The sequence below is a fragment of the Tropicimonas sp. genome (genome assembly GCF_047971885.1).
Taxonomy (GTDB): domain Bacteria; phylum Pseudomonadota; class Alphaproteobacteria; order Rhodobacterales; family Rhodobacteraceae; genus Tropicimonas.
Genome location: NZ_JBKEAE010000161.1, coordinates 23,590 through 34,442, shown reverse-complemented (window position 1 = coordinate 34,442; position 10,853 = coordinate 23,590). Strand labels below are relative to the sequence as shown.

At 64.5% G+C, this 10,853-nt stretch carries 16 protein-coding genes; 1 reads left to right on the top strand and 15 read right to left on the bottom strand.

The genetic code is table 11. From position 1 onward, the window contains the following. The 14 genes from secY to rpmC form a co-directional block, all read right to left on the bottom strand. The coding region (secY, locus tag ACK5IR_RS13725; RefSeq protein ID WP_416929735.1) for a preprotein translocase subunit SecY at window positions 1-899 on the bottom strand (899 nt) is incomplete at its 3' end. A gap of 100 nt (window positions 900-999) precedes the next feature. After that, complete coding sequence (rplO, locus tag ACK5IR_RS13720) at window positions 1,000-1,473, bottom strand: 50S ribosomal protein L15 (RefSeq protein ID WP_416929734.1); 474 nt, start codon at window positions 1,471-1,473, stop codon at window positions 1,000-1,002. 140 nt (window positions 1,474-1,613) lie between these two features. Then, a complete protein-coding gene (locus ACK5IR_RS13715) occupies window positions 1,614-2,246 on the bottom strand; it encodes a MarC family protein (RefSeq protein ID WP_416929738.1) in 633 nt (210 codons plus the stop codon). 195 nt (window positions 2,247-2,441) lie between these two features. Continuing rightward, window positions 2,442-2,630, bottom strand: a complete 189-nt coding sequence (rpmD, locus tag ACK5IR_RS13710) for a 50S ribosomal protein L30 (protein ID WP_416929733.1) — start codon at window positions 2,628-2,630, stop codon at window positions 2,442-2,444. Window positions 2,631-2,642: 12 nt separating this feature from the next. Beyond that, window positions 2,643-3,215: a 30S ribosomal protein S5 gene (rpsE, locus tag ACK5IR_RS13705; protein ID WP_416929732.1), complete on the bottom strand. Its 573-nt coding sequence runs from the start codon at window positions 3,213-3,215 to the stop codon at window positions 2,643-2,645. A gap of 131 nt (window positions 3,216-3,346) precedes the next feature. After that, the gene (rplR, locus tag ACK5IR_RS13700; protein WP_416929731.1) at window positions 3,347-3,706 is read right to left on the bottom strand and encodes a 50S ribosomal protein L18; all 360 of its coding nucleotides are present in this window, start codon (window positions 3,704-3,706) and stop codon (window positions 3,347-3,349) included. A gap of 11 nt (window positions 3,707-3,717) precedes the next feature. Beyond that, window positions 3,718-4,251 carry a 50S ribosomal protein L6 gene (rplF, locus tag ACK5IR_RS13695; RefSeq protein WP_416929730.1) on the bottom strand — a complete coding sequence of 178 codons (534 nt, stop codon included), beginning with the start codon at window positions 4,249-4,251 and terminating at the stop codon, window positions 3,718-3,720. A 13-nt stretch (window positions 4,252-4,264) separates the two neighbouring features. Next, the gene (rpsH, locus tag ACK5IR_RS13690; protein WP_416929729.1) at window positions 4,265-4,654 is read right to left on the bottom strand and encodes a 30S ribosomal protein S8; all 390 of its coding nucleotides are present in this window, start codon (window positions 4,652-4,654) and stop codon (window positions 4,265-4,267) included. 12 nt (window positions 4,655-4,666) lie between these two features. Further along, window positions 4,667-4,972 (bottom strand): 30S ribosomal protein S14, encoded by a 306-nt coding sequence (rpsN, locus tag ACK5IR_RS13685; protein ID WP_416929728.1) that lies wholly within the window; start codon window positions 4,970-4,972, stop codon window positions 4,667-4,669. Between the two features lie 14 nt (window positions 4,973-4,986). Then, window positions 4,987-5,550 (bottom strand): 50S ribosomal protein L5, encoded by a 564-nt coding sequence (gene rplE / locus ACK5IR_RS13680; RefSeq protein WP_416929727.1) that lies wholly within the window; start codon window positions 5,548-5,550, stop codon window positions 4,987-4,989. After that, complete coding sequence (rplX, locus tag ACK5IR_RS13675) at window positions 5,550-5,819, bottom strand: 50S ribosomal protein L24 (RefSeq protein WP_416929726.1); 270 nt, start codon at window positions 5,817-5,819, stop codon at window positions 5,550-5,552. Before rplX ends, rplE begins: the two co-directional genes overlap by 1 nt. A 35-nt stretch (window positions 5,820-5,854) precedes the next feature. Continuing rightward, a complete protein-coding gene (gene rplN / locus ACK5IR_RS13670; protein ID WP_416929725.1) occupies window positions 5,855-6,223 on the bottom strand; it encodes a 50S ribosomal protein L14 in 369 nt (122 codons plus the stop codon). Window positions 6,224-6,301: 78 nt separating this feature from the next. Then, a complete protein-coding gene (rpsQ, locus tag ACK5IR_RS13665) occupies window positions 6,302-6,535 on the bottom strand; it encodes a 30S ribosomal protein S17 (RefSeq protein ID WP_416929724.1) in 234 nt (77 codons plus the stop codon). Window positions 6,536-6,540: 5 nt separating this feature from the next. Next, window positions 6,541-6,747 carry a 50S ribosomal protein L29 gene (rpmC, locus tag ACK5IR_RS13660; RefSeq protein ID WP_416929723.1) on the bottom strand — a complete coding sequence of 69 codons (207 nt, stop codon included), beginning with the start codon at window positions 6,745-6,747 and terminating at the stop codon, window positions 6,541-6,543. Between the two features lie 399 nt (window positions 6,748-7,146). On the opposite strand from rpmC, the gene ACK5IR_RS13655 reads away from it, so the two are divergent. Beyond that, window positions 7,147-8,571 carry an alanine/glycine:cation symporter family protein gene (locus tag ACK5IR_RS13655; protein ID WP_416929722.1) on the top strand — a complete coding sequence of 475 codons (1,425 nt, stop codon included), beginning with the start codon at window positions 7,147-7,149 and terminating at the stop codon, window positions 8,569-8,571. Window positions 8,572-8,668: 97 nt separating this feature from the next. On the opposite strand, the gene ACK5IR_RS13650 is transcribed toward ACK5IR_RS13655, so the two are convergent. After that, window positions 8,669-10,594 (bottom strand): elongation factor G, encoded by a 1,926-nt coding sequence (locus ACK5IR_RS13650; RefSeq protein WP_416929721.1) that lies wholly within the window; start codon window positions 10,592-10,594, stop codon window positions 8,669-8,671. Window positions 10,595-10,853 lie beyond the last annotated feature (259 nt).

The window sequence follows — 10,853 nt, the reverse complement described above, 5'->3', positions numbered from 1 at the left end:
GGGCCGGTGTTCCCGCCCGAGAATGAGGCGATCGTCGTCGGCAGAAGCAGCAGGGACGATGAGAAGATGGCGGGACTGACACCGGCCGGGTTCACCTTGATCGGCAGGTGACTGGATCCGCAGTCGTAGACCATCATCCCGACCTGCCGGCGAGGATACTGGATGTGTATTTTGCGCAGGCTGCGCTCCATGAAGACGACGAAGGTGATCATCGCCAGCATCATGATCAGCACGCCGACGATGACGGCGGGGCTGATGGCGCCCGAGCGGCCCGAAGCGAAGAACCGCGCCAGCGCCGCCGGAACCTCGGCGATGATGCCGACGAAGATGATCAGCGAGATGCCGTTGCCGACCCCGCGCGAGGTCATCTGCTCGCCCAGCCACATCAGGAACATCGTACCGCCGACAAGGGTGATCACCGTTGCGGCGCGGAAATACCAGCCGGGCTCGGTGGCAAGACCGCCCGCCTCGAGGCTGACGGCGAGGCCATAGGCCTGGAAGGTCGCCAGAAGCACCGTGCCGTAGCGCGTGAACTGGTTGATCTTCTTGCGCCCCTGCTCGCCTTCCTTCTTCAGCTGCTCCAGCGATGGCACCATGGACGAAAGAAGCTGAATGATGATCGACGCCGAGATATAGGGCATGATCCCCAGCGCGAAAATCCCCATCCGGCTGATTGCGCCGCCGGTGAACATCGCCAGCATGCCGCCGATCCCGGCGGTCGCCCGCGACATGAACTCGCGCAGCGAATCCCCATCGATGCCGGGCACCGGGATATAGGTGCCGAGGCGATAGACGATCAGAAGCCCGATGGTGAAGATGATGCGCTGGCGGAGTTCGGTTGCCTTGCCAAAGGCCGACCAGCTCATGTTGGCCGCCATTTGCTCTGCTGCAGATGCCATTCGCTGTCTCTCTTGTGCATGCGCCGCCGAACCGTTTTCCGGTCGGCGGCGCAGGAAAACTTGAGCTTAACTAAGGTCGATGCCCCCGGCCCACAAGCTCTTATTCAGCCGCCGTCGCAGACGTGACCGAAAGCGAGCCGCCGGCCTTCTCGACCGCCTCGACCGCCGACTTCGACGCGCCCGAAACGCTCAGCGTCACCTTGGCCGAGAAATCGCCCTTGGCCAGAACGCGGACGCCGTCGAGCCTGCGGCGCACCAGGCCCGATTCGACCAGCACCTCTTCGGTGATCGGCTGCGCGGCATCGATCTTGCCGGCATCGATGAACTTCTGGAGGATGCCGAGGTTCACCACTGCGAACGCCTTGCGGTTCGGCTTGCTGAAGCCGCGCTTCGGCAGGCGCATGTAAAGCGGCATCTGGCCGCCCTCGTAGCCGTTGATGGCCACACCCGAGCGGGATTTCTGGCCCTTGATACCGCGCCCGGCGGTCTTGCCCTTGCCCGATCCGGGGCCGCGACCGACGCGCTTCTTCGAGGGGGTCGAGCCCGCGGCGGGGCTGAGTTCATTCAGTTTCATGTCGCTTCTCCTTGCCGGATACGCCCCGAGCGACAGGGGGGCGACCACGGCGTTTCCTGATCGTCGATCGGTGTCGACACGGCTTCTCGCAAGCCGTGCGGCGCGTGATATGCCAAGTGCCGGGGCCGATCAAGGGGCGATCACAGCGCCGGTAACGCCGTGCCGCCGGAGATCGAGATGATCCCCACCGTATCAAGACCATTCAGGATCGCATCCACCGCGACGCTCGCCAGCACAATCCCCATCACGCGGCTGATCACATTGGCTGCGGTGCCGCCGATCACACGCTTGAGCCGCGCGGCAAGCAGCAGCAGAACGAGTGTGATACCGAGCACGATCAGCAGCAGGCAGCCGGTAACGAACTGATCCCGGACCGAATTCTGGTGGTTGTCGGTCAGGATGACGATGGCGAGCATCGCGCCCGGCGAGGCAATCGACGGCATGGCAAGCGGAAAGACCGCTCCGGCCATGTGATCGCGCTCCGCCTCCTCGATCTCGCGCGCCGGTTTCGGATCGCCGAAAATCATCGTCAGCGCGAAGATGAACAGGACGATCCCGCCCGCGATCTGGAAAGACCCGAGCCGTAGCCCTATCCCCTCTAGAACGTATTGGCCGGCAACGAGAAACAGCAACAGCACAGCGGTTGCGACCGCCACCCCCCGCGCGGCGAATCGCCAGTGCAATTCCGGGGGCACGAATTGCGTGGTGAAGTAGAAGACGGGCAGCGTGCCGATGGGATCGATCACGACAAAAAGTGTGATGAATTCCCGCATCAGGGTTGAAAGATCGAGGGCGAGCACGGGGATTTCCCTTCATCTGGCACGGCGGCCCGATCCGCACGGCCCGGCAGGTAACAACGGCGCGACCTCTCCGGACGGGAGCAGGCGCCGCCACGCACCGGGACCGGCATGCCGGAAGAACAAAACGCCCCGGAAAACCGGGGCGTCTCGAAAGGGTATCCGGCGGCTTCAGCCGCGCTCTTCGACGATTTCCACCAGATGCGGGATCTTGGCGACCATGCCGCGAATCGACGGCGTGTCTTCCAGTTCCCGGGTCTTGTGCATCTTGTTGAGGCCCAGCCCGATCAGCGTACGGCGCTGGATGGCGGGGCGACGGATCGGCGAGCCGATCTGCTTGACGACGATGGTCTTTGCCATGGGTTTCAATCCTTACGCTTCGGCCGGCTGGGTCTCGGCCGGGGCCTCGTCCCGTCTGGGCAGAATGTCGGCCACCTTCTTGCCGCGGCGCTGCGCGACCAGACGGGGGCTCGCCTCGCGCTTCAGGCCGTCGAGGGTGGCACGGATCATGTTGTAGGGGTTCTGCGAGCCGATCGACTTGGCAACCACGTCGTGAATGCCCAGCATCTCGAACACGGCACGCATCGGACCGCCGGCGATGATCCCGGTACCTTGCGGCGCGGTGCGCATCACCACCCGGCCGGCGCCATGGCGCCCCTCGATATCGTGGTGCAGCGTGCGGCCTTCGCGCAGCGGCACGCGGATCATCTGGCGCTTGGCCTGTTCGGTGGCCTTGCGGATCGCCTCGGGGACCTCCTTGGCCTTGCCCTTGCCGAAGCCGACGCGGCCCTTCTGGTCGCCCACGACGACAAGCGCGGCGAAGCCGAAGCGCTTGCCGCCCTTGACGGTCTTGCTGACCCGGTTGATCGCGACAAGGCGATCGGCGAATTCCGGGGTTTCCTCGCGCTCGCGGCGGTTGCCCCGGCGGTTTTCACGTTCAGCCATACGGCATTCCTTTGTTCACGGGCGCCACACCACGCGCGGGCGCGCGCCCCGGGTCTCTCCGATCCAGGTGGATGCAGGCGTGCCGCCCGCTCCCCGGATCATCGGGGCGGTCCGGAAACCGCCCGCACATATCAGAACCTGAGCCCGCCTTCCCGCGCGGCGTCGGCCAGAGCCTTCACCTTGCCATGGAAGAGGAAGCCGCCGCGATCGAAATAGCATTCCTCGACCCCGGCCGCCCTGGCCCGTTCTGCGATCGCGGTACCCACCCTGGCGGCGGCTTCCACGTTGTTCTTGCCAATGACGCCCAGATCCTTTTCGAGCGACGAAGCTGCCGCAAGCGTACGGCCCTGAACGTCGTCGATCAGCTGGACACTGATGTTCTTGGAAGAACGGTGCACGCTCAGGCGCGGACGCCCGGCGTTCATCTTGCGAAGTTTGTTCCGGACGCGCAGGCGGCGCTTGAGGAACAGGTCCCGTTTGCTGTTTGCCATCTCTCTCGTCCTTACTTCTTCTTGCCTTCCTTGCGGAAGATGAACTCGCCCTTGTAGCGGATGCCCTTGCCCTTGTAGGGCTCGGGGCGGCGCCACTCGCGGATGTTCGCGGCCACCTGCCCGACAAGCTGCGGATCGGTGCCTTCCACAATGATCTCGGTCTGCTTCGGAACCGTGACGCTCACCCCGTCCGGAACCTCGAAGTTGACATCGTGCGACAGGCCGAGGTTCAGCTTGAGCGTCCTGCCCTGAAGCTGCGCCCGATAGCCGACACCCTGGATTTCAAGCTCTTTCCTGAAACCTTCCGAAACGCCGGTGACCAGGTTGGCCACCATGGTGCGGGACATGCCCCACTGCTGGCGGGCGCGCTTGGACTGGCCGCGCGGCGTCACGGTGACGGTGCTGCCGTCGATGGTGATGGTCACATCGTCGGTGGCGGTGAAGCTCAGGGTGCCTCTGGGCCCCTTCACCTCGATGGTCTGGCCGGAGAGCGACGCGGAGACACCCGACGGCAGCTCGACCGGTTTCTTGCCAATACGAGACATTGCCGTACCTCCCTCAGAAGACGGTGCAGAGGACTTCGCCGCCAACATTGGCAGAGCGGGCCGCTGCATCCGACATCACGCCCTTGGACGTGGAGACGATGGAAACACCCAGGCCCTGACGGACCGAGGGGATGTCGCCGACACTCATGTACACGCGGCGGCCCGGCTTGGAGACCCGCTTGAGTTCGCGGATGACCGGGGTGCCGTCGAAGTACTTGAGGCTGATTTCGATTTCGGGGTGCCTGGCATCCTCGACCTTTTCCCAGCCGCGGATGTAGCCCTCGTCGGCCAGCACATCGAGAACCCAGGCGCGAAGCTTGGAAGCCGGCGTACGGACGGTGGACTTGCCGCGCATCTGGGCGTTGCGGATGCGGGTCAGCATATCACCAAGAGGATCGTTCATGTTCTTTCCTCCTTACCAGCTCGACTTGACCATGCCGGGGATTCGCCCTTCGGAGGCGAGATCCCGGAGCGCGATCCGGCTCATCTTCAGCTTGCGGTAGTAAGCCTTGGGACGGCCCGAGACCTGGCAGCGGTTGTGCAGGCGGGTGGCCGAGGAATTGCGCGGCAGCTTGGCCAGCTTGAGGCGGGCCTTGAAGCGCTCTTCCATCGGACGCTCTTCGTCATTCGCGATTTCCTTCAGTGCGGCACGCCGGGCGGCGTCTTGCGCCACCAGCTTCTCGCGCTTCTTTTCGCGTTCGATCATGGATTTCTTAGCCATAGGTCCGAATCCCCTCAGCTGTTGAACGGCATGTTGAAATGCTTCAACAGCGCCTTGGCTTCCGCGTCGGTGCGCGCGGTGGTGCAGATGACGATATCCAGCCCCCAGGTCTCGTCGACCTTGTCGAAATCGATCTCGGGGAAGACGATGTGTTCCTTGAGGCCCATGGCAAAGTTGCCACGCCCGTCGAAGGATTTGCCCGAAACGCCGCGGAAGTCGCGGACGCGGGGAAGCGCGATGGTGATCAGGCGGTCGAGGAACTCGTACATGCGGTCGCCGCGAAGCGTGACCTTGGCGCCGAGCGGCATGCCCTCACGCACCCGGAAGGTGGCGATCGACTTCTTGGCCTTGGTGACAACGGCCTGCTGGCCGGCAATGGCACTCAGGTCGTCGGCGGCGGTCTTGGCCTTCTTCGAATCCTTGACCGATTCGGTGCCGGCACCGATGTTGAGCACGATCTTTTCGAGGCGCGGGATCATCATCTCGTTCTTGTACGAGAGTTCCTCCCTGAGCGCGGCGCGGATCCTGTTCAGGTAATCGGCCTTCAGGCGCGGGGTGTATTGTGCGGAATCGAGCATCAGATCGCCTCCCCGGTGGATTTGGCGTAACGGACCTTCTTGCCGTCCTCGACCCGGAAGCCGACCCGGGTGGCCTTGCCGTTGCCGTCGACCAGGGCGAGGTTCGACAGGTCGATGGGCATCGCCTTGGCGATGCGGCCGCCGCGGCTGTTCTGGGTCTGGCGCTCGTGGCGCACGGCAATGTTGATGCCGCCGACAACCGCCTTGCCCGTTTTGGGGCTGACCTGTTCGATCTCGCCGGTCTTGCCCATGTCCTTGCCGGCAAGCACGACGACCTAGTCGCCTTTGCGGAGTTTGGCAGCCATCACAGCACCTCCGGGGCGAGCGAGATGATCTTCATGAAGTTCTTGGCACGCAGCTCGCGCACGACCGGGCCGAAGATACGGGTGCCGATGGGCTCGCCCGCGTTGTTGAGGATCACCGCTGCGTTGCGGTCGAAACGGATGGAGGTGCCGTCCTCGCGGCGCACTTCCTTGGCGGTACGGACGACAACGGCCTTGCGCACGTCGCCCTTCTTGACGCGGCCACGCGGAATGGCCTCCTTGACCGACACCACGATGATGTCGCCCACGGAAGCGTATTTCCGCTTGGATCCGCCGAGGACCTTGATGCACTGAACCCGGCGGGCGCCGGAATTGTCCGCGACATCCAGATTGGTCTGCATCTGGATCATGGGGTTACTCCCGACCTTTGGTGGGTGTTCTGATTGGTCCCACCAGGGTTTCGATCAAACCGGGTATGACACCGGCCGTCAGACGGCCGAAATCACCTCCCAGCGCTTGGTCTTCGAAATCGGCGCACATTCCTGGATGCGGACGGTATCGCCAACCTTGAACTCGTTCTTCGGATCGTGGGCGCGGTATTTCTTCGACGCGCGCACGGTCTTGTGCAGCAGCGGGTGCTTGAAGCGGCGCTCGACCAGAACCGTGACGGTCTGCTCGTTCTGGTCGCTGGTCACGGTGCCTTGCAGGATACGCTTGGGCATGTCTCTCAGGCCTCCGATGCGGCGGCTGCCGCCTTTTCGTTCAGAATCGTCTTCACCCGCGCCACGTCGCGGCGGACCGCCCGCATGCGGGCGGTGTTTTCCGTTGCGCCGGTCGCCTTCTGGAAGCGCAGGTTGAACGCCTCCTTCTTCAGGCTGATCAGTTGCTCGCGCAACTGGTCGGGCGTCTTGTCTCTCAGTTCCTGGGCGTTCATCGCCGTTTCCTCTTGCACATCACCGGCAGGCCCCTTGCAGGGTGACCCTGATTCCGGTGGAGTTCATGATGAGCGGCCCCAATACTCTCACACCGTCCTCAAGGCAAGCCCACATGACCCGGGCGGGGGAAAAAACTCCACATTGCCCACGAACACGCGTGAACCCGCCTGCCGGTGGCGATCCGGTGGCGGCGGCGGATACGGCTCGCACCGGCAGGCGCGGCGAATCTGTCGGCGCGCTTTCCCGCAACCGGCAGGGATCCCGCCGAAAATCCGGGCAGCCAGCGGGTACGGCGCCGTTCGCGGTATTTTCCCGGGCACCACTTTTGCTAGTGACGCGGCCAAAATTGTAACAGTAAGTTGATACAACAACGAAAACCACAAACGAGGAAACAACACATGGCAGCAATCGAGGGCTTTTTCGGAATCATAGGCGACCTGACCTGGGGCTGGGCACTGATTCCGATGCTGGTTGTGTTCGGAATTTTCATCACGCTGCTGACCGATTTCGTGCAGGTTCGCTTCTTCAAGCGCATGTTCCGCGTCCTGTCTTCCAAGAACCAGTCGGGCGACCCCAACGCGATCTCCGCGCGCGAGGCGCTTCTGGTCTCGGTCGGCGGCCGGGTCGGCGGCGGCAACATCGCCGGCGTCGCGGTGGCCATCACGCTGGGCGGACCCGGCGCCGTCTTCTGGATGTGGGCGATCGCGCTTGTCGGCATGGCGACCAGCCTAGTCGAATGCTCGCTGGCGCAGCTCTACAAGCGGCGCGAGCCCGACGGCACCTTCCGCGGCGGCCCGGCCCGCTCGATCCTGCACGGGCTGGGGCAGGAATACCGCTGGCTCGCCATCGTCTATGCCGTGTGCCTGATCGCGGCGTTCGGCCTCGGCTTCAACGCCTTCCAGGGCAATACGGTGGCCGGCGCAATCCAGGACAGCCTCGGCATCGGCCGGCTTGTCACCGGGTCGCTGCTGGCGATCGTCGCCGGATTCATCGTCTTCGGCGGCATCCACCGCATCGCCAAGGCGGCCGATGTCGTCGTCCCCTTCATGGCGGTCGGCTACATCCTGATGGCGCTGGTCGTCATCGTGCTGAACCTCGGACATCTGCCGCAGGTGCTGGCGACGATCTTCTCGAATGCGTTCGGCATCGAATCGGCCGTCGGCGGCGGCATGGGCGCCGCGATTTCGCAGGGTTTGCGCCGCGGTCTCTTCTCGAACGAGGCCGGCCTCGGCTCGGCACCCAACGTGGCGGCGACGGCCGACGTCCGTCACCCGATCAGCCAGGGCATCACCCAATCGCTTTCGGTGTTCATCGACACGATCTTCATCTGCTCGTGCACGGCCTTCATCATCCTGCTGAGCGATGTCTACGTACCGGGCGCCGAGGGAATCGACGGGATCGTCCTGACCCAGCAGTCGCTGGTTTCGGAACTGGGCGGCTGGGCACAGTACTTCCTGTCGCTGATGATCACGCTGTTTGCTTTCAGCTCGATCATCTACAATTATTACCTCGGTGAAAACGCGCTGACCGTGATCACTGAAAGTCCAATGGCGCTGAACGTCCTGCGCATCGTCATCATCGGCATCGTCTTTCTCGGCGCCACCGCGCCGGGTGCAACGGCGGTCTTCTTCTTCTCGGATCCGATGATGGGCGTTCTGGCGGTGGTGAACCTGGTGGTCATCATGATGCTTCTGCCGACCTGCCTGCGGATTCTCCGCGATTTCCGCCTGCAACTCGCCGCCGGTATCGCGCGGCCGGTGTTCGATCCGGACAATTTCCCCGATCTGGATGTCGACCGCACCGCGTGGAGCCGGCGGGACTGAGCGGCCGTCACCCGGGGCGTCGCACCGAACATCCGAACCCCGCCGGGAAACCGGCGGGGTTCTTTTCGTTCACGGATCGCCCCGGCGAAACCCCGCGTCAGGCCGATTCTCTGGCGGCGGCGCTGATATTTTCGGCTTCCCTGCCGTGAAGTTCCTGATAGTGATCGAAATTCGCCACATACCACGCCGTTCCCTGCGTCGCGCCACCCAGCGAGCGGGCAAGTTCGTCGAGCGACGAATCCGGCAGCAGCGCGTGGAAAATGTCCCAGCCCTTGGCGTCGGGATTGGGGTCGAAACCCAGGACCTGCCCCTTGAGCGAGGTCACCAGCGTGACGATCGCCCCCGAGAAGACCGACGGAACGTGGATATCCACCCGGTCGATCGGCTGCAGAAGCACCGGCCCCGCCTTGGCCAGCGCCTCTTTCACGCAGGCCTTGCCCGCGGTCCGGAAGGCGAAGTCGGACGAGTCGACCGAATGCGACTTGCCGTCGGTCAGCGTTACCTTCAGGTCGATCACCGGAAAGCCGAGCGGCCCCTGCCCGGTCGCATCGCGCGCGCCGACCTCGACCGAGGGGATGTAGTTGCGCGGCACCGCGCCGCCCTTGACCACCTCGTCGAAGGTGAAGCCGGCGCCCCGGTCCTGCGGCTCGATCTTCATGTGCACATCGGCGAACTGCCCGGCACCGCCCGACTGCTTGCGGTGGCGGTGCTGGTGCTCGACCGGCCGGGTGACCGTCTCGCGATAGCTCGCCCCGACCGGCGCACTTTCGACCTCGATCCCGAAGTCCGAATCCAGAAGGCTCTGGATCCGGCGCAGGTGCATCGGCCCCTGAAGCCGCACCGCCGCATGGCCGCTCGCCTCGTCCTGCGACACGCTGAGCCCCGGGTCGATCTCGTCGAGCCGGGCAAGCGCGGTGGAGAGCCGCGCGTCGTCCTTTTCATGGACCGGCGTGACCAGCACCACGTGGCTGGGCGGATGGCCGCGCGACCAGTCGGGCATCGGAACGGCCTCTTTCGCGGTATAGGTGTAGCCGGCATTGAGGTGATCGGATTTCACCGCGACACCGACCTCGCCGGGCGCAAGGCTCTGGACGGGATGCCTGGCATCGACCCCGCTGAGGTTTCCGACCGTATCGCCGCCCAGCATGGCACCTGTCGAGACCGGCCCGCCCAGCGCCCGCAGCACAACCGCCTTGCCCATATGCTTGCGATAGGCCGCGAACACGCCCGCCGCCAGCGGCTCGCCCCCCAGCCGCGCGACCGTCGCCTCCACCGATGGCGCCTCGTGACGCAGGGATTTCATCAGCCGGGTAATGCCGTTGCGCGCGCTGGCCGACCCGAGGAAGGCCGGAATGTCCTCGTTCTCGCGCATCACCGCGGTGGCAACGTCGTAGACCTCGTCCAGCGGCGGGCGCTTGTCCTCGATCAGTTCTTCGAGCAGGTGGTCGTCGAAATCAGACAGGTGTTCCAGAAGCTCGGCGCGCGCCTCCTGCTCGCGCTCGCGCACGCCGGCCGGAATCTCGATCAACTCCGAATGCTTGCCCTCCTGATATTCCCACGCCCGTTCGGAAATGAGGTCGACCGCACCGACGATCTCGCCGTTTTCGCGGATCGGAACCTGACGCAGGATGATCGAATGGCCGGCATAGGCCTGAAGACCGGCCACGATGTCGCGCACCCGGTTGTCGGTTGTGTCCATCCGGTTGATGAACAGCAGGCATGGGGTGCCGCTTTCCTCGGCCAGCCGCAGATAGGGCGCGCAAAGCACCGCCGCGTCGGGATCGGGCGGCACGCAGAGGATCGCCGCATCGCTCGCCGCGAGCGCCTCGCCGGCAAAGCCGATATATTCCGGGCCGCCCGCAATATCGAACGCGCACCACGGTTCGTCCAGATAGGTGAACTCGGTAATGGCGAAATACTCGGTCATTTCCGAGCGGACGGGTTTGGAGTCCAGGCTGCTCAGCGCCTCGATCAGGGTTGTCTTGCCCGAATTCGAGGGGCCTAGGACAGTGAAACAACGCATTCGGGGTCCTCCAAACGTTTCTGTTCAGGCGGTTCAGACCCTTGTCGCGCGGCGCGATCCGCTTCCCGGGCGGACCTTCGCGGATCCCGCGCGGTCTGCTGCCGCCGTTCGATCCTGCCGCGCGGCGCCATGCTTTCCCGGTTCGCTGCCGGAATAGCCTGTCCACGCGACCCCCAAGTATTCCGCCCAGCGAAACGGAAAGGTCAAGAGCCTGCCGGTGGATTTTGCTGCGACAAACCCTGCCCGCGCCTTCTGCGGC